At 63.2% G+C, this 20,087-nt stretch carries 21 protein-coding genes; 16 read left to right on the top strand and 5 right to left on the bottom strand.

Features of this window, described 5'->3' with window-relative positions; all coding sequences use genetic code 11:
- The first annotated feature begins 46 nt into the window (after window positions 1–46).
- The 8 genes from DFO48_RS05845 to DFO48_RS05880 all read left to right on the top strand — a co-directional run bounded on the left by DFO48_RS05845 (window position 47) and on the right by DFO48_RS05880 (window position 7,090).
- Window positions 47–982 (top strand): ABC transporter ATP-binding protein, encoded by a 936-nt coding sequence (locus tag DFO48_RS05845; protein WP_034348309.1) that lies wholly within the window; start codon window positions 47–49, stop codon window positions 980–982.
- Window positions 979–1,734, top strand: a complete 756-nt coding sequence (locus DFO48_RS05850) for an ABC transporter permease (RefSeq protein ID WP_003074084.1) — start codon at window positions 979–981, stop codon at window positions 1,732–1,734. Before DFO48_RS05845 ends, DFO48_RS05850 begins: the two co-directional genes overlap by 4 nt.
- 72 nt (window positions 1,735–1,806) lie before the next feature.
- Window positions 1,807–2,049, top strand: a complete 243-nt coding sequence (locus DFO48_RS05855) for a BolA family protein (RefSeq protein ID WP_003058653.1) — start codon at window positions 1,807–1,809, stop codon at window positions 2,047–2,049.
- Between the two features lie 91 nt (window positions 2,050–2,140).
- Window positions 2,141–3,412: a UDP-N-acetylglucosamine 1-carboxyvinyltransferase gene (gene murA, locus DFO48_RS05860; RefSeq protein ID WP_003074082.1), complete on the top strand. Its 1,272-nt coding sequence runs from the start codon at window positions 2,141–2,143 to the stop codon at window positions 3,410–3,412.
- Complete coding sequence (gene hisG, locus DFO48_RS05865) at window positions 3,409–4,071, top strand: ATP phosphoribosyltransferase (RefSeq protein WP_003074081.1); 663 nt, start codon at window positions 3,409–3,411, stop codon at window positions 4,069–4,071. The genes murA and hisG overlap by 4 nt, the downstream gene beginning before the upstream one ends.
- Window positions 4,055–4,720, top strand: a complete 666-nt coding sequence (locus DFO48_RS05870; protein ID WP_003074079.1) for a DUF6348 family protein — start codon at window positions 4,055–4,057, stop codon at window positions 4,718–4,720. Before hisG ends, DFO48_RS05870 begins: the two co-directional genes overlap by 17 nt.
- Window positions 4,721–4,737: 17 nt before the next feature.
- A complete protein-coding gene (gene hisD, locus DFO48_RS05875) occupies window positions 4,738–6,054 on the top strand; it encodes a histidinol dehydrogenase (RefSeq protein ID WP_114862835.1) in 1,317 nt (438 codons plus the stop codon).
- A gap of 196 nt (window positions 6,055–6,250) precedes the next feature.
- On the top strand, window positions 6,251–7,090 hold the full coding sequence (locus DFO48_RS05880) for a hypothetical protein (protein WP_199406956.1): 840 nt from the start codon (window positions 6,251–6,253) through the stop codon (window positions 7,088–7,090).
- 57 nt (window positions 7,091–7,147) lie between these two features.
- Here the strand turns inward: DFO48_RS05880 and DFO48_RS05885 are convergent, their stop codons facing one another.
- A complete protein-coding gene (locus DFO48_RS05885) occupies window positions 7,148–7,462 on the bottom strand; it encodes a DUF2917 domain-containing protein (protein ID WP_114862837.1) in 315 nt (104 codons plus the stop codon).
- A gap of 152 nt (window positions 7,463–7,614) precedes the next feature.
- Here DFO48_RS05885 and DFO48_RS05890 point away from each other — a divergent pair, with 152 nt between their 5' ends.
- The 8 genes from DFO48_RS05890 to DFO48_RS05920 all read left to right on the top strand — a co-directional run bounded on the left by DFO48_RS05890 (window position 7,615) and on the right by DFO48_RS05920 (window position 14,190).
- On the top strand, window positions 7,615–9,051 hold the full coding sequence (locus DFO48_RS05890; RefSeq protein ID WP_114862838.1) for a PLP-dependent aminotransferase family protein: 1,437 nt from the start codon (window positions 7,615–7,617) through the stop codon (window positions 9,049–9,051).
- A 52-nt stretch (window positions 9,052–9,103) separates the two neighbouring features.
- Window positions 9,104–9,376, top strand: a complete 273-nt coding sequence (locus tag DFO48_RS25405) for a hypothetical protein (protein ID WP_199406957.1) — start codon at window positions 9,104–9,106, stop codon at window positions 9,374–9,376.
- Window positions 9,373–9,813, top strand: coding sequence for a PIN domain-containing protein (locus DFO48_RS25410; RefSeq protein ID WP_034348273.1), 441 nt, complete (start codon window positions 9,373–9,375; stop codon window positions 9,811–9,813). Before DFO48_RS25405 ends, DFO48_RS25410 begins: the two co-directional genes overlap by 4 nt.
- Window positions 9,814–9,882: 69 nt before the next feature.
- Window positions 9,883–11,001 carry a histidinol-phosphate transaminase gene (gene hisC / locus DFO48_RS05900; RefSeq protein ID WP_114862839.1) on the top strand — a complete coding sequence of 373 codons (1,119 nt, stop codon included), beginning with the start codon at window positions 9,883–9,885 and terminating at the stop codon, window positions 10,999–11,001.
- Window positions 10,998–11,621, top strand: coding sequence for an imidazoleglycerol-phosphate dehydratase HisB (gene hisB, locus DFO48_RS05905; RefSeq protein WP_003058637.1), 624 nt, complete (start codon window positions 10,998–11,000; stop codon window positions 11,619–11,621). The genes hisC and hisB overlap by 4 nt, the downstream gene beginning before the upstream one ends.
- Before the next feature lie 81 nt (window positions 11,622–11,702).
- Complete coding sequence (hisH, locus tag DFO48_RS05910; RefSeq protein ID WP_114862840.1) at window positions 11,703–12,371, top strand: imidazole glycerol phosphate synthase subunit HisH; 669 nt, start codon at window positions 11,703–11,705, stop codon at window positions 12,369–12,371.
- A gap of 216 nt (window positions 12,372–12,587) precedes the next feature.
- On the top strand, window positions 12,588–13,331 hold the full coding sequence (gene hisA / locus DFO48_RS05915; RefSeq protein WP_003058631.1) for a 1-(5-phosphoribosyl)-5-[(5-phosphoribosylamino)methylideneamino]imidazole-4-carboxamide isomerase: 744 nt from the start codon (window positions 12,588–12,590) through the stop codon (window positions 13,329–13,331).
- Window positions 13,324–14,190 carry a D-hexose-6-phosphate mutarotase gene (locus DFO48_RS05920; RefSeq protein ID WP_114862841.1) on the top strand — a complete coding sequence of 289 codons (867 nt, stop codon included), beginning with the start codon at window positions 13,324–13,326 and terminating at the stop codon, window positions 14,188–14,190. The genes hisA and DFO48_RS05920 overlap by 8 nt, the downstream gene beginning before the upstream one ends.
- Before the next feature lie 134 nt (window positions 14,191–14,324).
- Here the strand turns inward: DFO48_RS05920 and DFO48_RS05925 are convergent, their stop codons facing one another.
- The 4 genes from DFO48_RS05925 to DFO48_RS05940 all read right to left on the bottom strand — a co-directional run bounded on the left by DFO48_RS05925 (window position 14,325) and on the right by DFO48_RS05940 (window position 20,085).
- A complete protein-coding gene (locus DFO48_RS05925; protein WP_003074062.1) occupies window positions 14,325–15,194 on the bottom strand; it encodes a hypothetical protein in 870 nt (289 codons plus the stop codon).
- Window positions 15,195–15,241: 47 nt separating this feature from the next.
- Entirely contained in the window at window positions 15,242–16,876 is a 1,635-nt protein-coding gene (locus tag DFO48_RS05930; RefSeq protein WP_114862843.1) for a DUF2334 domain-containing protein, read from the bottom strand.
- 38 nt (window positions 16,877–16,914) lie between these two features.
- Entirely contained in the window at window positions 16,915–17,232 is a 318-nt protein-coding gene (locus DFO48_RS05935) for a hypothetical protein (protein ID WP_114862844.1), read from the bottom strand.
- A gap of 102 nt (window positions 17,233–17,334) precedes the next feature.
- A complete protein-coding gene (locus DFO48_RS05940) occupies window positions 17,335–20,085 on the bottom strand; it encodes a tetratricopeptide repeat protein (RefSeq protein WP_114862845.1) in 2,751 nt (916 codons plus the stop codon).
- Between the last annotated feature and the right edge of the window lie 2 nt (window positions 20,086–20,087).

Raw genomic sequence — 20,087 nt, forward strand, 5'->3', positions numbered from 1 at the left:
CCCGCCAAGGCAGAGGCTGTGGGCAAGCCCTAGAATCATGGGCTCCATGTCCGCAGTCTCATTCCAATCCGTCTCCAAGACCTACCGCACCCCCAAGGGGGATTTTCAGGCCCTCAAATCGGTGAGCCTGGATATCGAGGAAGGCGAGTTCTTCGGTCTGCTAGGCCCCAACGGCGCCGGCAAGACCACGATGATCAGCATCCTTGCCGGACTGGCGCAAGCCACGGGCGGGCGCGTGCTGGTGCAGGGCAGCGATGTGCAGGCGAACTACGCCGATGCACGCCGCAAGCTGGGCATCGTGCCGCAGGAGCTGGTGTTCGACCCCTTCTTCAATGTGCGCGAGGCCTTGAAGTTCCAGTCCGGGTATTTCGGCGTCAAGAACAACGACGACTGGATTGACGAGCTGCTCGACAGCCTGGGCCTGACGGACAAGGCACACAACAATATGCGCCAGCTCTCGGGCGGCATGAAGCGCCGCGTGCTGGTGGCCCAGGCTCTGGTGCACAAGCCGCCGATCATCGTGCTGGACGAACCCACGGCCGGTGTCGACGTGGAGCTGCGCCAGACGCTGTGGCATTTCATTGCCAAGCTCAACAAACAGGGCCACACGGTTCTGCTGACCACTCACTATCTGGAAGAGGCCGAGGCGCTGTGCAGCCGCGTGGCCATGCTCAAGCGCGGCGAGATCATCAAGCTCTCGCCCATGAGCGAGCTGCTCAAGTCGGCTTCCAGCAATGTGTTGCAGTTCAAGACCGATAGCGCCCTGCCCAAGGCCGTGGCCGACAGAGCGCGTGTAACCGGTCGAATCGTGCAGATTCCCGCCGCCCATGCCGTCGATGTGGAGCAGCTGCTGGCCGCTTTGCGCGAAGCGGGCGTGACCCCCGAGGATGTGGAAATCCGCCGCGCGGATTTGGAGGATGTGTTCATCCACATCATGAATGAAGGCTCCAGGACACAGGCTCCTGCAGGAGGTGTCCAATGAACGGCTGGCAGACCCTGCTCAAAAAGGAAGTGCTGCGCTTCTGGAAGGTGAGCTTTCAGACCGTGGCCGCACCGGTGCTCACGGCCGTGCTGTATCTGCTGGTTTTCGGTCATGTGCTCGAAGGCCGGGTCATGGTCTACGACCGCATCCCCTATACCGCGTTCCTGATTCCCGGTCTGGTGATGATGAGCATGTTGCAAAACGCATTTGCCAACAGCTCATCCAGCCTGGTGCAGAGCAAGATCATGGGCTCGCTGGTGTTCGTGCTGCTCACGCCGCTGTCGCACTGGGCCTGGTTCAGCGCCTATGTGGGAGCGGCCATTTTGCGCGGCCTGCTGGTCGGTCTGGGCGTGTTTGTGGTCACGCTGTACTTTGCCGTGCCCGACTTTGCCGCGCCGCTGTGGATTCTGGTGTTCGGCTTTCTGGGCTGCGCCCTGATGGGCACGCTGGGTCTGATCGCCGGTCTCTGGGCCGAGAAGTTCGACCAGATGGCGGCTTTCCAGAACTTTCTGATCATGCCCCTGACCTTTCTGTCCGGCGTGTTCTATTCCGTGCACTCGCTGCCCGGCTTCTGGCAGGCGGTCAGCCATGTCAACCCGTTCTTCTACATGATCGACGGCTTCCGCTATGGCTTCTTCGGCCAGAGCGATGTCTCGCCCTGGCTCAGCTTTGCCATCGTGGGCGCTGCCTGGCTGGCTGTGAGCGCGCTGGCCGTGCACCTGCTGCGTATCGGCTACAAGATTCGTAACTGATTTTTAGAATTGACGCGGGGCTGCTTGCGAGACAATGACCGGTTTCGCCAGCTTTGCGCTTAAAGGTTCCCCATGACTGCAGACCAACTCAAAGACCTGATCGCCGCCGGCCTGCCCTGCGAGCATATTGCGCTGGAAGGCGACGGCCGACATTGGTTTGCCACCATTGTTTCTGCACAGTTTGAAGGCCAGCGTCTGCTGGGCCGCCAGCGCCTGGTCTATGCCACGCTGGGCAATCGCATGGCCACCGATGAAGTCCATGCCCTGTCCATGAAGACCTACACCCCGGCAGAATGGACGGCTGCCCAGGCCTGATGCGAGTCGAGACGCAAGATTGATAGCTGTCAGCGCTTGATAAATAAGCGCTGAGCACATTTTTTATACATAACATTCAAGGCTTGAAGCCATGGACAAACTCAAGATCCACGGTGGTCGTCCCCTCAAGGGCGAAGTAATCATTTCCGGCGCCAAAAACGCCGCTCTGCCTGAAATGTGTGCCGCACTGCTCACGGCCGAGCCCGTGCACCTGCACAATGTGCCGCGTCTGCACGATGTGGCCACCATGCGCAAGCTGCTGGCCAATATGGGTGTGCAGACCGAAACCCATGGCGAACGCGGCGGCATGAGCTTTGTGGCGCCCGACAGCCTGGTGCCCGAAGCGCCTTACGAACTGGTCAAGACCATGCGCGCCTCGGTGCTGGCCCTGGGCCCGCTGCTGGCCCGTTTCGGCCGCGCCAAGGTGTCGCTGCCCGGCGGCTGCGCGATCGGCTCGCGCCCCGTGGATCAGCACATCAAGGGCCTGCAGGCCATGGGTGCCATCATCACCGTGGAAAACGGCTATATGCATGCCAGCCTGCCCGAAGGCTGGAAGCGCCTGAAGGGCGCACGCATCACCACCGACATGGTGACCGTGACCGGCACCGAGAACTTCCTGATGGCCGCTGCGCTGGCCGAAGGCGAGACGGTGCTGGAAAACGCCGCCATGGAACCCGAAATCACCGATCTGGCCGAGATGCTGATCAAGATGGGGGCCAGGATCACCGGTCACGGCACCAGCCATATCGTGATTCAGGGCGTGGACAAGCTGCATGGCTGCGAGCATCAGGTGGTGGCCGACCGTATCGAGGCCGGCACCTTCCTCTGCGCTGTGGCGGCCACCAGCGGTGAAGCTTTGCTGCACCACGCGCGTGCCGACCATCTGGGCGCCGTGATCGACAAGCTCAAGGATGCGGGCGTGAGCGTGGAGTGCGTGGATGGCGGCCTGAAGGTGGCCTCCTCCGGCAAGCTCAAGGCGCAGGGCTTTCGCACCACCGAATATCCGGGCTTTCCCACCGATATGCAGGCCCAGTTCATGGCGCTGAACCTGGTGGCCGAAGGCACCAGCATGGTGACCGAGACCATCTTCGAGAACCGCTTCATGCATGTCAACGAGATGGTGCGCCTGGGTGCGCGCATCACCACCGACGGCCGCGTGGCGACCATCGAAGGCGGCAAGCGCCTGTCCGGTGCCACCGTGATGGCGACCGATCTGCGCGCTTCGGCCAGCCTGGTGATTGCCGGTCTGGTGGCCGAGGGCGAGACCATCGTCGATCGCATCTACCACCTGGATCGTGGCTACGACCGCATGGAAGACAAGCTGCGCGCCCTGGGCGCCGATATCGAGAGAATTTCCGCATGAGCACCGCAACGCCTGTGACCATCGCCCTGTCCAAGGGCCGCATTTTTGAAGAAACCGTGCCCCTGTTGGCCGCCGCCGGCATCGAGGTGACAGAGGATGTGGAAAAGTCGCGCAAGCTGATTTTCGACACCAACCGTCCCGATGTGCGCGTGGTGCTGGTGCGCGCTTCGGACGTGCCCGTCTATGTGCAATACGGCGGCGCGGATCTGGGCGTATCGGGCCTGGACTCGCTGATCGAGCATGGCGGCCAGGGTCTGTACCAGCCGCTGGATCTGCAGATTGCCAAGTGCCGCGTCAGCGTGGCCGTGCGCAACGGCTTTGACTATCAACTGGCCGTCAAGCAGGGCGCACGTCTGCGCATTGCCACCAAATACCCCGAGATTGCCCGCAACTTCTTTGCCAAGAAGGGCGTGCACGTGGACATGGTCAAGCTCTACGGCTCCATGGAGCTGGCGCCGCTGACCGGCATGGCCGATGCCATCGTCGATCTGGTGTCCACCGGCAACACGCTCAAGGCCAACGATCTGGTCGAGGTCGAGCCCATCATGGACATCAGCTCGCGTCTGGTCGTCAACCAGGCGTCGCTCAAGCTCAAGCAGGCTCCGCTGCGCCACATCATCGATGCCTTCGCCGAGGCGGTAAATGGCCCCAGGGGCTGAGTCCGGCGATCCGGCGAAGGAGGCGCTTGCGCTGTGTTTCGCCGCGCATGGCCTGCCCTGCGAGGAATACAACGGCTGGCTGCTGCCTGGCGGCCAGGCACCGGGCGTGCTTGCCGATTGGCGTGGTGCCTACCTCAACCATCCCCTGGTCGGTTCCCTGGCCGTGGTGGTCCGCCTGCCGGACCGGCGCGAGATCATCGAGAATTTCACGGGCCTGGGCGAAGGCCTGCAGGGAATGCACGACGCATTCGGCAACTTCGCTGTCAGCGATCTGCATGTGATGCTCTCCGCCCTGTGGACGGCGCGCGATGAGGATGCGGTGCCAGCCGAGGCTTGGCAGGTCCAGGGCAGGCACTGGCAGGCCTATCCGGGCCCCTGGCATCTTCGCAACGATGCCCCGCTGACCGAAGGCATCACAGAGCGCCTGCGGGCCTTGATTGAGGCCGAGGCGCTGGACAAGGACCTGCACTGGTTCCGCTTCTTTGTCGGGCAGAGGAATGGTGATTTCACCATTGAAGCGCTCAAGGATAATGAGAAGTGGCCTATAGCTGAAGCCCTGCTGCGCGACCAGGACTGGCCCCTGCGCGACGGCTACTACGGCGCGCGCCTGTTCTTGATACTGAAGCACGGCTGCGAGACGGCCTGCTAGACCCCAAGGAAACCACAATGGAATATGTAGCTGCCCCTGCCCGCCTGTCGACTGCGGACGCCAACTTCGAACACGATTTTGCGCAACGCCTGCATTGGTCGGCCGACACGGATGCGGCCATCGAGCAGCGCGTGGCCGACATCCTGGCCGATGTGCAGCAGCGTGGCGATGCCGCCGTGCTCGAGTACACGGCACGCTTTGACGGCCTGCAGGCCGATTCCATGGCGGCTCTGGAGCTGACCAAGCAGGAGCTGAAAGCCGCCTTCGACAGCCTGCCGGCAGCCGAGCGCGAAGCGCTGGAGTCGGCGGCGCGCCGTGTGCGCAGCTATCACGAGGCGCAGAAGAAGGCCAATGGCGAAAGCTGGAGCTACCGCGACGAAGACGGCACGCTGCTGGGCCAGAAGGTCACGCCGCTGGACCGTGTGGGCATCTACGTGCCCGGCGGCAAGGCGGCCTATCCGTCCAGCGTGCTGATGAACGCCATTCCCGCCCATGTGGCCGGTGTGCAGGACATCATCATGGTCGTGCCCACGCCCCAGGGTCAGAAGAACCCGCTGGTGCTGGCCGCTGCCTATGTGGCGGGCGTGCATCGCGCCTTCACCGTCGGCGGCGCCCAGGCCGTGGCGGCGCTGGCCTACGGCACGGCCACCGTGCCCAAGGTGGACAAGATCACAGGCCCCGGCAATGCCTATGTAGCCAGCGCCAAGAAGCGCGTGTTCGGCATCGTGGGCATCGACATGATTGCCGGTCCTTCTGAAATTCTGGTGCTGGCCGACGGCACGACTCCACCCGACTGGGTGGCCATGGATCTGTTCAGCCAGGCCGAGCACGACGAGCTGGCACAGTCCATCCTGCTGTGCCCCGATGCGGCCTATCTCGATGCCGTCCAGGCTGCGATCGACCGCCTGCTGCCCGAGATGCCGCGCAAGGCCATCATTGCCAAGAGCCTGAGCGACCGCGGCGCGCTGATTTTGACCAAGGACATGGAAGAGGCTTGCGCGATCAGCAACCGCATTGCGCCCGAGCACCTGGAAGTCTCCAGCCGCGACCCGCACCGCTGGGAGCCTCTGCTCAGGCACGCCGGCGCCATCTTCCTGGGCGCATATACGTCGGAGAGCCTGGGCGACTACTGCGCCGGCCCGAATCACGTGCTGCCCACCAGCGGCACGGCGCGCTTTTCCTCGCCGCTGGGGGTGTACGACTTCCAGAAGCGCAGCTCCATCATCGAGGTCAGCGAGGCCGGCGCCCAGATCCTGGGCAAGACCGCTGCCGTGCTGGCCTATGGCGAAGGCCTGCAGGGCCACGCCAGGGCTGCCGAAATGCGCCTGAAGTAAATCCCGCCGGCGCTTGCCTGTCCCTATCAGCCGTGGCCCGTCCACGGCTTTTTCATTTTCGCGCATGCCCCCCGATACCGGGGCAAATCATCTCCAGATGTTTCCTGGCGCGGGAAAGAGCGGATTTGCTGTGACACTCGGCGGGCTGCGTGTCAGCAAAGCATTCAATAGCCAATCACAACAAGGGAGCGTGAAGATGAGTCAAGTCGTGAGTTTCTGGCACCGAGGCGGCTGGCGGCTGCTGGGCGGATTGCTGCTGGTCGCGGGGCTGGCCGCCTGCGGTGCACCGCCTTCGGCGCAGGTCGCAGAGAGTGCATCGGCAGCGCCGCGCACGCCCAGGGTCGAGTCCACACTGGGCACGCAATGGGGTGAGGGGCGCGAGTCCGCCACCAAGGTGGTGCGAGCCTCTCGCCTGACGCCGGAGCGTCCACGCGATGTGGGCCAGCTGCGCTATTCGGACGAACACAGCATTCTGCGTGCGCTTGGCAACTCCGCCGAGCGGCAGACCAATGCGCTGCTGGCCGATGGAGATGTGGAGTTGCAGGTGCTCAACGGAAGCGGGTCGGTGCTGCGCATTTTCTCCACACGCGGAGCCAGGGACTTCCATGTCGCGGGCCGCCATGGCGAACGCTATGAACTGGTCTACACCAACCGCAGCAATCGCTTCTATGAAGTGGTGGCGACTGTCGATGGACTGGATGTGCTCAGCGGTCAGCCGGGCAGCGTCAAGAGTAGTGGTTATCTGCTGCGCCCGGGCGAGCGGCTGGTGATTGACGGCTTTCGCAAAAACGACCGCGAGGTTGCGGCATTTCGCTTTTCTGACAAGGGCAGGGCCTATGCCAACAATACGCCCGCAGGCGATGCGCGCAATGTGGGGGTGATCGGTACGGCGCTGTTTGACGTGCGCCTGGACGAGCGTGACCCGGATCTGCCTCGCCGCCCTGCGCCTGCGGTTGAATCGGGCGATCCTCGTGACCCCAGTGCCTTCCCGGCGGATGGCCGGCAGTATGCGCCGCCGCCGCAGTATCGGCGCTGAGACCGTTTCTTTCCTGTCAAAGGCCCGGCTCTGCAGGGCCTTTTTTTATGCACTGCTTCAGGCCGTAGCGGTTGCTGGCATTGCTGGTGAAGCCGGGGCTGCTGAGGGGCGCTCGCAGGCGTTGCTCCAGCGCAGGGTCGCCGGCTGTGAGCCTTGCGTACCAAGATGCAGCCGGGCCGGTCCGTCGAAGTGCAGCGATTCACCGGCTCGCACAAAGTAGTCCCTGGGCTGCCCCTCGCAGGTCAGCCAGACAATGCCGCTCTGTGTCTGCAGCCAGAGGCTTTGACCGGCGCTCAGGTGCATGGTCTGCACCGATGCAGCGGCCTGCAGGGTCATGGTTTTCCACAAGGGATAAGTGAGAACTGAGTTCATGCTCCGACTGTGCAAAACGCAGATCTGTACTGCCAGTCACAGCGGCAGCCGATCTGGATGAGTACAGATGACTACAGCCTTGCATCTGTACTGCCCGTTCTGCCACTCATCTGTGCTGTATGTGCTCGCCTGCGCCAGTACAGAATCCCGTCATGGATTTTGATGCGTCGACACCGCTATATCTGCAGATCGCTGGGCAACTGAGTCAGGCCATACGTCAGGGAGCGCTGGCCCATGGGCAAAAACTACCCTCGGTGCGCATGCTGGCTCGGCAGTACGGTGTGGCGCAGACCACGGTGGTGCAGGCCTATCACTGGCTGGAGGATGCACGGCAGATCACGGCACGCCCGCGTTCGGGTTTTTTTGTGGCGCCACGTGCCGTGCAATTGCCCGAACCCAAGATTTCCCGGCCCATGCGCCGCCCTCGCACCGTATCGCTGGACTGGCTGGGGCAGCGCGTTCTGGGACGGGAACAGCCCGAAGGCATGGTGTCGTTCAGCAGCGGTACGCCGGGCATCGACCTGCTCAACCCCGACCGCGTGCGCCGCGCGCTGACCCGTGCCGTGCAAAAGCACCGCCATCTGCTGTGCACCTATCCAGGCTCGGACGGTCATGAAGAGGCACGCCGTGCGCTGGCGCGCTATGCAGTGGGGCTGGGCTGCAGTCTGGACCCGGAGCGCATTCTCGTCACCGGCGGCTGCATGGACAGCGTTGCCCTGTGTCTGCGTGCCGTGACCCAGCCTGGCGATGTAGTGGCACTGGAGTCGCCCACGCACTTTTCGTTTCTGGAGGTGCTGCAGGCCTTGCAGCTGAAGGCTCTGGAGATTCCCTGTCACCCACGCCATGGCCTGTCGCTGGATGCGCTGCAACTGGCACTGGAAACCCAGCCTGTCAAAGCCTTGCTCCTGGTGCCCACGCTCAGCAACCCACTGGGCAGCTGCATGCCCCAGGCCGAGCGCAAAAAGCTGGTGCAGCTCGCTGTTCAGCATGAACTGCCGGTGATCGAGGACGCCATCTATGCCGATCTGGCCGAAGGCGATGCTGCCCGGCGCAGCCTCAAGTCCTATGACGGCTCGGGCCAGGTGATGCTGTGCCATTCCTTTTCCAAAACGCTGGCGCCGGGCCTGCGCCTGGGTTGGCTGGAGGCCGGCCGCTGGACGGGCAAGGTACGCCACATCAAGGAGATGCAGGCTGGTGGTCAATCGGCGGTGCTGGAGCTGGCGCTGGCGGACCTGATCTCGCAGGCAGGTCACCATGCCGCCATGCGCCAGTTGCGTGCTGCCATTGCCGCTCGGGTCGAGCAGGCCAGGCAAGTGATCGCACAGAGCTTTCCTCCAGGCACGCGGGTCAGCGATCCGCCGGGGGGGCTGCTGCTGTGGCTGGAGTTGCCGGCGCCACTGGATGCCGTGGCCTTGCATGAAGCCTGTCTGTCCCGGCAGATCCTGATCGCTCCTGGTGCGCTGTTTGGCGCCGCAGGCCGCTTCAGGCAGGGAGTCCGTGTAGGTCTGGGCGGCGACTGGACGCCGCAGCATCTGCAGGCTTTGCGGCAGGTGGGGGAAGTTGCCTGTTCCATGCTGAGTGCGATGTGATGTTGATCTCCACGAATTTCGTGTAACACGAATTTCGTGTACTATTCGGCTCATGAAGAACGTCACCATCACCGTCGAAGACAGCGTGCTTGACTGGGCGCGCATTGAAGCGGCCAGGCGCGGCAGCAGCGTCTCGCGCATGCTGGGTGACTTCATGGCCGAGCTGATGCAGCGCGAGGATGCCTACGAGCGAGCCTACCTGGCCTGGCGCACGGATGAGCGCACCTGGCAAGCTGCCGGTCAGTCGGCAAAATCCCTGGCGCGCAGTGCCAGCAGCAAGCGTGGCGCAGTTCAAAGAAATGCCGAGACCGAGGTGGCCAAGTGAACCCCGTGTTTGTCGACACCTCGGTGCTGATCGCCGCAGAAGATGCGGCCGGCGGTGCGCTGTATGCGGCCACGCTGCAATGGCTGGATCTGCTGTGGCGCAGCCGCAGCGGCCGCACCAGCAACCAGGCGCTGGTGGAGTTCTATGACCAGGCGACCACGGCCGCCTTGCCTCTGCCTCAGGGCGATGCCCGCGCCGCCATCCGCCGCTACCAGACCTGGACGCCCTGGAAGACCGACGCCGCCACGCTGGAGACGGCCTGGGCCGTACAGGCCCGCCACGCGCTGGATTTTGGCGACTGCCTGGCCGTGGCCTGCGCCCAGCACAGCGGCTGCAACCACATGCTGAGCCTGCATCTGCCCCACGGGGCGGAGTTTGGCGGCGTAACCGTGGTGCACCCGCTGGAGCAAGCCGCCACGCAGAATCTTGAGGCTTGAGCGCCAGAATCGCAGCGACCGGTATCGACTGCATTGGCCAACGCAAGCCTCGTGTGAAGGAGTGAACCCATGACTGCTCAAGACATCCAGACCAAAGCCCTGCAACGCATCCGCGCCGATGTGCGCGCCATGCAGGGCTACCATGTGCAGCCCGCGCAAGGCTTGCTCAAGATGGACACGATGGAGAACCCCTACCGCCTGCCGCCCGAGCTGCAGCAGAAGCTGGGCGAGCATCTGGGTGGCCTGGAAATCAACCGCTACCCCGGCGAGCGTCAGGAAGTGCTCAAGCAGATGCTGGCCGACTACGCTGGCTCTCCCGCCGGCACATCGGTGCTGCTGGGCAATGGCTCGGACGAAATCATTACCCTGCTGGCGCTGGCCACGGCCCAGCCTTGCAACAATGCCCGCGCCAAGATGCTGGCGCCCATGCCGGGCTTTGTGATGTATCCGCTGTCTGCCAAGCTGCAGGGCCTGGATTTCGTGGGCGTGAATCTGACGAGCGACTTCGACCTGGATGTGCCGGCCATGCAGGCCTCCATCGCCGAGCACCAGCCTGCCATCACCTATATCGCCTATCCCAACAATCCCACCGCCACGCTGTGGGCCGAGGACAAGGTGCAGGCCGTGATCGATGCCGTGGCCAAGATCGGTGGTCTGGTCGTGATGGACGAGGCCTACCAACCGTTTGCCAGCCGCAGCTGGATCACCCGCATGAAGGCCGACCCCGCGCGCAATGCCCATGTGCTGCTGATGCGCACGCTGTCCAAGTTCGGTCTGGCCGGTGCGCGCCTGGGCTATCTGATCGGCCCATCGGCCATCGTCAACGAGATCGACAAGGTGCGCCCGCCCTACAACATCAGCGTGCTCAACTGCGAGACGGCGATTTTTGCGCTGCAGCACGAGTCCCTGTATGCCGAGCAGGCGGCAGCCATCCGCGCCGAACGCCAGCCGCTGATCGATGCCCTGACCCTGCTGGACGGCGTGCAAAAAGTCTGGCCTTCCGAAGCCAATATGGTGTTGCTGCGCGTGCGCGATGCCGGCAAGGCCCAGATCGAGATGAAGCAGCGCGGCGTGCTGGTCAAGAACGTATCGGCCATGCACCCCTTGCTGCACAACTGCCTGCGCCTGACCGTGGGCACCCGCGAAGAAAACGCCCAGATGCTGGCGGCACTGAAAGAAAGCCTATGAGCAATATCGTCCCCTCCATCGCCCAGAACCTGCCGCGCATTGCCGAAGTGCAGCGCAACACGGCCGAGACCCGCGTCGCCGTGCGCGTCAACCTCGACGGCACGGGCAAGGCCAGCCTGAACTCCGGCATCGGTTTTCTCGACCACATGCTGGACCAGATCGCGCGCCACGGTCTGATCGACATGGACATCGAATGCGCGGGCGATCTGCACATCGATGGCCACCACACGGTGGAGGACATCGGCATCACCCTGGGCCAGGCCTTTGCCAAGGCCATCGGCGACAAGAAAGGCATTCGCCGCTACGGTCATGCCTATGTGCCGCTGGACGAAGCCCTGAGCCGCGTCGTCATCGACTTCTCGGGCCGCCCCGGTCTGCACATGGATGTGAAGTTCACCGCCGGCAGCATCGGTCAGCTCGATACGCAGCTGGTCTTCGAGTTCTTCCAGGGCTTTGTCAACCACGCCGGCGTGACGCTGCACATCGACAACCTCAAGGGCTTCAACGCCCACCACCAGTGCGAAACCATCTTCAAGGCCTTTGCGCGTGCCATGCGCTTTGCGCTGGAGCATGATGAGCGCATGGCGGGTGTGATTCCCTCGACCAAGGGTGCTCTGTAATCAGGAGCTGCATGCGGCTGATTACACAGTATTTCAAAGCTTTTTGAGTATAAAAGCCAATCTCTACAAGCGGTAGCTGCTATGAGTTTGAAGAACAACACCGTGGCCGTGGTCGATTACGGCATGGGCAATCTGCGCTCGGTCTCGCAGGCGGTGCGCACGGCTGCGGCCGATGCTGGCTGGGACGTGGTCGTCACGGCCGATCCCGATGTGGTCCATGCGGCCAACCGCGTGGTCCTGCCCGGTCAGGGCGCCATGCCCGACTGCATGCGCGAGCTGCGCGAATCGGGCCTGCAGCAGGCCGTGCTCGATGCGGCTGCCAACAAGCCGCTGTTCGGCGTCTGCGTGGGCATGCAGATGCTGCTCGACCACAGCGACGAAGGCGATGTACCGGGCCTGGGGCTGATTCCCGGCAACGTGCGCAAGTTCGACCTGGAAGGCAGGACGCAGGCTGACGGCAGCCGCTTCAAGGTGCCGCAGATGGGCTGGAACCAGGTGCAGCAGACGCAGCAGGGCGGCAAGCCCCATGCGCTGTGGGCCGGCATTCCAGACGGCAGCTTCTACTACTTTGTGCACAGCTTTTATGCGCAGGTGCAACAAAGCGCGCATTGCGCGGCCGAGACCGATTACGGCGGCCTCTTTGCATGTGCCGTCGCACGCGATAATATTTTCGCAACCCAGTTCCACCCCGAGAAAAGCTCGGACCAGGGACTGGCGCTGTTCCGCAACTTCCTGAGCTGGAAGCCCTAAAGGTCAACATTGAACAAGTCTTTGCGCGCATCGCATCCCTGGCTTGGGCGGTCTGCAGCGTTGCAAATCCTCGCCGGGCGATCAGCCCGGCTGTGGTTTGCGCCTCGCAGCCCATCCCAATCCAGTGCCCGCTGCATCGCAGGACTTATTCACTGTTAACCCGAGTTTTTTTAACCGGCCATTTCTGACGGCCAAACTTGCTAGCAGATCACCATCATGTTGCTCATCCCCGCTATCGACCTCAAGGACGGCCACTGCGTTCGCCTGATTCAGGGTGATATGGACCAGTCCACCACTTTCGGTGAAGACCCCGCAGCCATGGCCGCCAAATGGCTGGATGCGGGCGCCCGTCGCCTGCACCTGGTAGACCTGAACGGCGCCTTTGCGGGCCAGCCCAAGAACCTGTCGGCCATCAAGAGCATCCTCAAGGAAGTCGATGGCGAGATTCCCGTGCAGCTGGGCGGCGGCATCCGTGATCTGGACACCATCGAGCGCTACATCGATCTGGGCATCGAGTACCTGATCATCGGCACCGCCGCCGTGAAGAATCCCGGTTTCCTGCAGGATGCCTGCAGCGCCTTTCCCGGCCACATCATCGTGGGCCTGGACGCCAAGGACGGCAAGGTGGCGATCGACGGCTGGAGCAAGCTCACCGGCCAGGACGTGATCGAAACCGCCAAGCGCTTCGAGGACTGGGGTGTGGAATCCATCATCTATACCGACATCGGTCGTGACGGCATGCTCAGCGGCATCAACATCGACGCCACCGTCAAGCTGGCCCAGTCGCTGAAGATTCCGGTCATCGCCTCGGGCGGTCTGGCCGGCATGGCCGACATCGAAGCGCTGTGCAAGGTGCAGGACGAGGGCGTGGAAGGCGTGATCTGTGGTCGCGCCATCTATACCGGCGATCTGGACTTCGCCGCCGGCCAGGAGCGTGCGGACGAACTCACGGGTGAGTGATTTGACGTTTCAGGCCCAGGCCGTTGACTGGAAAGGACTCCCTGCCATTGCTTTGAAGCTGGGCCAGGGGGATTCGGTGCTGATCTGCCAGCAGGGCGCCCAGGTGCTGTCCTGGATCGGCCTGGGGCAGGAGCGCCTGTTCCTCAGTCCCAGGGCAGCCCATGACGGCCAGAGCGCCATTCGCGGCGGCATTCCGGTCTGTTTTCCCCAGTTCAATCAGCGTGGCCCCCTGGTCAAGCATGGCTTTGCGCGCATCAGCCACTGGCTGGCCGATGCTGCGCGCCCATTGGGCGAGGATGGTGTGCAGATCTCCTTGTGCCTGACGGACAGCGAAGCATCGCGCGCCGTCTGGCCGCACGCCTTTGAAGCAGTGCTCACAATTCAGCTCAGGCCCGGCGCGTTGGGTGTCGAGCTGGCCGTGCATAACCGTGGCCGGCAGGACCTGTCCTTTACCGCCGCCTTGCACGGCTATCTGCGCGTGGCTCAGGTCGAGCAGGCCAGCCTGCACGGTCTTGAAGGGCTGAGCTACTGGGACGCGGCTGCGGCCTTGCCGGACACCAATGTCACGCAGACGGGCAGCGTCAGCTTCGGCGCGGAGACCGATCGCGTCTATCCCCGTGCGGCGGCAGCCCTGCAGTTGCAAAGCTCGGGCCAGCCCTGGCTGCAGCTTGCCCAGGATATGCCCTGGAGCGAAACCGTGGTCTGGAATCCAGGCCCTGCTCTGTGCGCCACGCTCAAGGACATGGAGGCCGACAGCTGGCAGCAGATGCTGTGCGTGGAGGCTGCGGCCATTGATGCGCCTGTGGTTCTTGCAGCCGACCAGCGTTGGCAGGCGGCGCAGACCTTCGAATGCTTTTGAAGCACTGAACGGGCAGGGGCGATGCCGCCCCGAGCCTGGATCGGTACACGTGCGCAGACCTGCAGGCCGCCAGCCTGTTCAATCCTGTCGCTGGCTCCATGGGCCCAAGCCGCAGTAGCAGGGCGGAAGGCGGCTCAGCGGGGTTTGCTGCCCAGGGCATCCGCCAAGGCATCGACCAGAGGCGGGTTCAGATAATGCGGGCCGTCGAAGGCGAAGACCGTCCAGCCCTGATAGGCCGTCAGCTGCGGCAGAAACTCCTCTGCCATGGCGCTGCGAAAGCCGCCGCCCGGCGCAGGCCGGAAGGCTTCGGCAATCACCCGCACCCGCGCCAGGCCCAGATGGGCGGTCAGCATCTGCAGGTATTCGCGTGCCACGCTGGGAGTGCGCGCGTGCACGCCGACTCCATCCTGGAAAAACACGCCCACATCTTCAGGTATCCAGCGCATGATCCAGTCAACCAGCGCCTGGGGACCCATGTTGGCATTGTCATAGGCGCTGATCCACAGCGGACGCGGCAGCTTGTTGAGAACCTCGGTGAGAAGACTGGGCGCAGCCCAGGTCGGATCGACTTCGACCGGGAAGTACCAGCCGGCAACCCGCAGTGGCAGCGCTGTGATCGCTGCCTTCAAGGCATAGGACTGCATTGCCAGATCCGCGAGACTGGCGCGGGCCTTGGCCTCGTCATGCATGCCGGCCAGGCCGAGAATCAGCTCCTGCGCCCAGGGCTCGGCCGCGATGCGCTCCCAGTCCGGGAGATTGCGGCTCATGGAGGGCAGGTAAGTGCCGGGCACCAGGCTCAGATTGTCCACGGCCGTCCATTGCACCAGCAGGCGGCGGATGCCCAGGCGCTGCCATGTGCCTTGAGGGCGTAGCGTGCCGGCACTGGGCTGCCAGACCATGCCAGGCAGACGCAGGCCGGGTTTGGCCTGTGCCTCGGGCAGGCTGCAGGTCAGCGCCCAGGCCAGGCCCAGTGCCTCGCGTCTGGTGCATTGTTCCATCGTCATATCTATGGATCGAGCCGCTCTCTCCTTTCGGAGAAAGCGCTTTTCTTTCATGGCAGCTGACTCGGAACCGTCCAGGTGAAGCCCAGATTGGAGATGCCGCTGACAAGGCTCTTGAAGTCCGCCAGGCCAGGGGTTCCAACCTGCGGCTCCAGCCAGAACGGGTGGAAGAAGAACGAGGCATAGCCGTCACGTACCGTCTTCACATACTGGGCATTGGTGAGAATGTCCTGCCATGTGTAGTTGAAGGAGGAAGTCGGGTCGATCTGATGAATGTCGTATTCGATGTTACCCAGGCTTTCCGGCAACACTTTCTGCCCGTAGTAGTCGGTCTGGATGGGGTAGGGGAAGATCTGGCCCACAGCAAAATCCTTCTCCACCGATGCAGTGAAATTGGGCTTGTCTGCGGTGTAGTACACCACGCGTTGATAAGTCTTGGGGAAGACCTGCGTACTGGCCTTGGATGCCAGCGCCGAGCCCTGGTAGTGCGGGGTTTCCCAGGCTGTCGCGCGATATCCATTGAGAGACAGCTCCAGCAGGCCGGCTCGATAACGTCCCAACGCCCAGGATGTCGAGTCTTCCGGCAAGGGCTTGTTGTTGACAATGTCCCAGAACTCGTAGTCATCGCCACTCACGGCCGTATAGCGATTGCGCACATTGCTGTACTGGTGTGTGTAGCCATGCATCACGATTTCGCCGCCGCGCACCAGTGCGTAGTTGAGAGCTCTCTTCAGATTGGTCGCCAGTGACATGGGCACCTGCATCGGCACTCCCGAGTTGTAGACGCCAAGAGGATCCTTGTAGTACGGAATGGTCGCAATCGAAAACGGTATCCGTTGCTGGTAGAGGTAGTCCGTCAGTGATCTCATTGCCGTCACACTGACCAAGGCGCTCACATCTTCAAGACGGACCATGGCCTTGTGGCTTTCGGCATGGTTCACCCCCAGCATGTCATGCAGGATGTCGGCGAGCACCAGATAGCGATCGCGTGGTCCGATATAGCTGAAGGGCAGATCCGCCACATACCAGAAGTTGCCCGACCTCACCACATAGGGCGCCTGCTCGCCGGTCTTTGGATTGGACATGGAGACCAGGTTCTGTGCCTTGGTGGTATCGGTGATGGCCGTCAGCCCCACATCGGGATCCGCATTCACGGCGCCAGTGCTGCTGTCGTATGCGTAGTATTTGACAAAGGGCAGGTTTTTGTAGCTGATGGTGTCGAAGAACCCCGGTGTGGTGTTGCTTGATGTCGGAGCGGCATTGAGTCCGCGCAGTGCCGTCAGGTTGAAGCCATAGCGGGACTGGAAGCCGTAGGCCGGATCCCAGGCAAACTGCCAGAGGTTGTACTTGAACCAGACGATGGTCTTGCTCGAGTTGGCAGCATCGGTCATGAAGGCGGCAGGAACCGGGTTGTCGTAATACGCGCCCAGATAGAACGTGGCGTCGTAGCCGCTGAGCTGCCCTGCCGTGTAGTTCTGCACCGCGACCATATCGACCTTGCTGTCGAAATGTCCCAGCAGATTGCGCAGCATGATGGCATAGCCCATGCCGAGCTTGGTGTAGGCCGTATTGGGCGGCGCGTCATAAAGGATCAGTGTGCGGGGACCTGTTTGCGCAAAGGCGCCAGGGCTCGCAAAGAGCATGGCCAGCAGCCATGCCCCAAGAAGGCGTCCTAGGGTTTTCATGAGACTCTCCTGAGATCATTACACGGTGAGGCTTATTGCTACTGGTCACGGAATGGACTGCCCGGATTGGGCTTGCCTTTCGGCGGATTGCCGGGGGAGGGGTTGCCAGGTTTGACAGGCGGCTCGTCCAGCGTGTCATCCCGTGTGAAATCCTTCTTGAAATGTCCTTTGTGGTGGTGCGCGCGTTCGTTGCGCTTGCGCTCTACGGGGGACGCACCGACATCCATGCGGATCTGGGAGGCCCCAGGTGGCAATGGCGGCGGCATGACGTTGGAGGCCAGGGTCCAGCTGGCCCAGGTCAGCAGCGCCAGCGCGAGCAGCGCGCGCGTGGCCTGCCTTTGATCATGGGAGTGCATGAGAGTCTCCTTTCTGGAGTGCAGAAAGAAAAAGTGTCGAACAACACCATCTCCATAAACTCTAAAAATGGCGATGGGTTCGGGCCTTAAAGGCGTGCCATCTCAAAACACCAAGGCGGCACGTAGAAACACGCCTTTCCCTCTGTCGTCCCCGGCAAGCCGGGCGCGATACTGCAGGGAGAGGTCGAGGTAGGAGCGGGGCGCATGGTCACGGTCCTCGCGGAACCAGAAACGCATGCTCACACCAACGCCAGCGCCAACCGAGCTTTGCTTGCCCGAGGCTGTGCGTTCAGAGTTGTAATCAGCGCCCAGGACTGCATGCGGAAACAGCACCAGTCTTGAGTCGCCCCCCCCCATTCGGAAACTGCGCCCTGCTTGGGCTTCGAACGTCGCGTAGTTCTGCTTGCGATGAATGAAACGGCCCACTTCGGCGTACATATTGAACGTGTTCCAGCTGGGCACATCCACGCGCAGGTCGGTGCCCATGCCGCCCGAATATCCCATACGCAGCAACCAGTCGTTGCTGGACAGCGAGCCGATGCGCACGCGCCGTTCGGCCGCGAGTATGAGGTTGTGATCGCTCAGCGGCTTGGCTCGAATACCGATGGCACCCTGGGTGGTCTCTCCGCCCGTGGGCACATCGTGGCGGCTGTAGACCGTTTGTGCAGCGCCTCCGTACACCTCCCAGAAGCGGCCGTCGCCGAACTTCTGCGGGCGCCAGTACACCTCGCTGACGAGCTGGGCCACGTCGCCATAGAGGCCGGGCTGGGCGCCCGCAGCCCCCAGGGAAATGCCCCGATAGCCGAGCAATGTGTTGATGCCCCAGGAGCGGTCCCGGTCGGCAACTTCACGCCGCGTCTCATACAGCTGCTGCGGCGTCATGGCGAGTCTGCCGTCATGTGCTGCGGCGATGGCCTGCTTGAAGTAGTCGATGGACTGATCGTTCTCGGCCAGCCTGCTGGCCGCGTAGGCTCCATCGCGCAGTGCCGTGTCAGGCAGGCGGCTCTGGTCACGTGCGCGGTTGAAGATGGACAAGGCACTGCGATCGTCCCCCACGCGGACGGCCAGATAGGCCAGATTGGGGTCGGCGCTTTGCTGCATCTCGGGCTCCCCGGTGGCCTGGGCAAAGCGTGCTGCCGCCTCGTCTCGCCGCCCTAGCTGAAGCAGCAGATCCACCTCGCTGGACAGGGACAGGCCGCCCATCTGCAAGGCCGTCTGTGCGTCGGCGTTGGCAGCCTCGGTCATACCCTGCTCGCGACGCAGACGACTGCGCAAGGCCAGCACTTCGACTGCATCGGGCTGAAGCTGCAGTGTTTGATCGGCCTCCTCAAGTGCCTGTGCCTTCTGGCCTGCAGCCAGCAATGCCTGCAGGCGCAACTGGCGATAGGGCAGTTGTCCGGGGTTGAGTTGTATGGCAGCAGCGGCCTTGTCTGCCGCCAAGGCATATTGCCCATCGCTGTAGGCTTGATAGGCTTCATGTGCGACTTTGTATGCCGGGTCCGGCGCTTGCTGACCGGGCCAGATTTCGCAGCCGGGCACATCGCCGGCGCTGAAACAGTTGACCAGGGGCAGCGGCAGCTCGTAGTTGCGTGACATGGTTGAGGAGCGCAGCGTCTTGAGCTGTTCCCGGCGCCTGTTGACGTCGGCATTGCTGTCCGCCTCCAGCGCCTGCACCAGCCGTTGGGCTCGTTCTGTCTGGCCGGCGGCCAGCGCTGCATCCAGGGCTATCACGCCGTAGTTCTGCCGCTCCGACCGCGACAGATGGGGGGCGGCAAGCGCTGCGTCGAAAGCCTGTTCGGAGGCCATGCCGCGACCTTGGAGATGCAGGGCCACGCCCTGCAGTACCTGCAGTGCAGGATCATGCTGCAGCGCCAGCCCTTGCTCTGCCACACGCTGTGCCTGGGCCGCCTGCCCATCCTGAAGCAGCAGGCCCAGCCATTGCAGGCGCGGCGCCAGCGCCTGTGGTGCCAGACGCACGCTGGACTCGGCATGGCGCAGGGCCTTGGCCATGTCGCCTTGCTCGCGGGCCTGCAAGGCTTGCTCGAAAGGGCGCAGGGCCTGGCGCTGGCGTATGGAGGTACGCAGCATCTGCCAATCGGCGTCTGACTGCAGCTGTTTCACGTTGTCCAGTCTTGCTGCACGGGCCTCAGCCTCGTCGAAGCGCCCGTTCTCCACCAGCAGATAGACCAGCAGGCGCTGGTAGTCCAGACGCCCGGGGGCCGCAGCTACGGCCTGCCTTGCCAGAGGCAAGGCCGTGGCGAAGTCGCGCCGCTCGGTGGCGGCATAGGCCTGGCTGGCCTTGGCGTAACCAGCAGGCATTGCCTGTGCAGCCGGGCTCTTGCGCGGGCGCGGTGTGGTGTCCGCTGTCGATGCTGCCGCCTTTGCCGGCTCCTGTGTTGTCGCTGCTGAAGGCGTGGCCGTGCCTGGCGTCTTCGGCGGTTCCTTGGCCGCAGGAGCGGGCAGAGCTTGAGACTCGGGCTGTCTGGCTGGAACGGCTCCCTGATGCATGTCGCGCAGAGCCTGGGCCAGACGCGCATCGCCAGGGTGGCGCTGAAGCTGGGCTTTCAATACGGCTTCGGCCTGTGCGGGTTGGCCAAAGCGGCGATGGGCTGCCGCCAGCTGCAAGGCGATCTCGGTGTTGTCCGGTGCCAGACGCTGAGCCTGCTGCAGCTCGGAGATGGCGCGCTGGCCATCGCCGCGCGCCATGGCCTCATACGCCTTGTCGATCCGGGGGTAGACCTGAAAGCGCTGTCTGGGAGTGATATCCGGACCTAGATCCACCGTCTGCGCCAGACCATCGTATGGGGTGGCGCATGCCAGGGAAAGAACCAGAATAGGACGAGAAAGCTTCATAT

The sequence above is a fragment of the Comamonas sp. AG1104 genome (assembly GCF_003350425.1).
GTDB lineage: Bacteria > Pseudomonadota > Gammaproteobacteria > Burkholderiales > Burkholderiaceae_C > Comamonas > Comamonas testosteroni.

Bases quoted from the DNA above. Each gene is read 5' to 3' on its own strand.
- DFO48_RS05880 (WP_199406956.1), top strand. From the start codon at position 6,251: ATGAGTCAAGTCGTGAGTTTCTGGCACCGAGGCGGCTGGCGGCTGCTG.
- hisD (WP_114862835.1), top strand. From the start codon at position 4,738: ATGGAATATGTAGCTGCCCCTGCCCGCCTGTCGACTGCGGACGCCAAC.
- hisC (WP_114862839.1), top strand. From the start codon at position 9,883: ATGACTGCTCAAGACATCCAGACCAAAGCCCTGCAACGCATCCGCGCC.
- DFO48_RS05935 (WP_114862844.1), bottom strand. From the start codon at position 17,232: ATGCACTCCCATGATCAAAGGCAGGCCACGCGCGCGCTGCTCGCGCTG.
- hisB (WP_003058637.1), top strand. From the start codon at position 10,998: ATGAGCAATATCGTCCCCTCCATCGCCCAGAACCTGCCGCGCATTGCC.
- hisG (WP_003074081.1), top strand. From the start codon at position 3,409: ATGAGCACCGCAACGCCTGTGACCATCGCCCTGTCCAAGGGCCGCATT.
- DFO48_RS05885 (WP_114862837.1), bottom strand. From the start codon at position 7,462: ATGAACTCAGTTCTCACTTATCCCTTGTGGAAAACCATGACCCTGCAG.
- hisA (WP_003058631.1), top strand. From the start codon at position 12,588: ATGTTGCTCATCCCCGCTATCGACCTCAAGGACGGCCACTGCGTTCGC.
- murA (WP_003074082.1), top strand. From the start codon at position 2,141: ATGGACAAACTCAAGATCCACGGTGGTCGTCCCCTCAAGGGCGAAGTA.
- DFO48_RS05890 (WP_114862838.1), top strand. From the start codon at position 7,615: ATGGATTTTGATGCGTCGACACCGCTATATCTGCAGATCGCTGGGCAA.
- DFO48_RS05930 (WP_114862843.1), bottom strand. From the start codon at position 16,876: ATGAAAACCCTAGGACGCCTTCTTGGGGCATGGCTGCTGGCCATGCTC.
- DFO48_RS05870 (WP_003074079.1), top strand. From the start codon at position 4,055: ATGGCCCCAGGGGCTGAGTCCGGCGATCCGGCGAAGGAGGCGCTTGCG.
- DFO48_RS05845 (WP_034348309.1), top strand. From the start codon at position 47: ATGTCCGCAGTCTCATTCCAATCCGTCTCCAAGACCTACCGCACCCCC.
- DFO48_RS25405 (WP_199406957.1), top strand. From the start codon at position 9,104: ATGAAGAACGTCACCATCACCGTCGAAGACAGCGTGCTTGACTGGGCG.
- DFO48_RS05940 (WP_114862845.1), bottom strand. From the start codon at position 20,085: ATGAAGCTTTCTCGTCCTATTCTGGTTCTTTCCCTGGCATGCGCCACC.
- DFO48_RS05925 (WP_003074062.1), bottom strand. From the start codon at position 15,194: ATGACGATGGAACAATGCACCAGACGCGAGGCACTGGGCCTGGCCTGG.
- hisH (WP_114862840.1), top strand. From the start codon at position 11,703: ATGAGTTTGAAGAACAACACCGTGGCCGTGGTCGATTACGGCATGGGC.
- DFO48_RS05855 (WP_003058653.1), top strand. From the start codon at position 1,807: ATGACTGCAGACCAACTCAAAGACCTGATCGCCGCCGGCCTGCCCTGC.
- DFO48_RS05850 (WP_003074084.1), top strand. From the start codon at position 979: ATGAACGGCTGGCAGACCCTGCTCAAAAAGGAAGTGCTGCGCTTCTGG.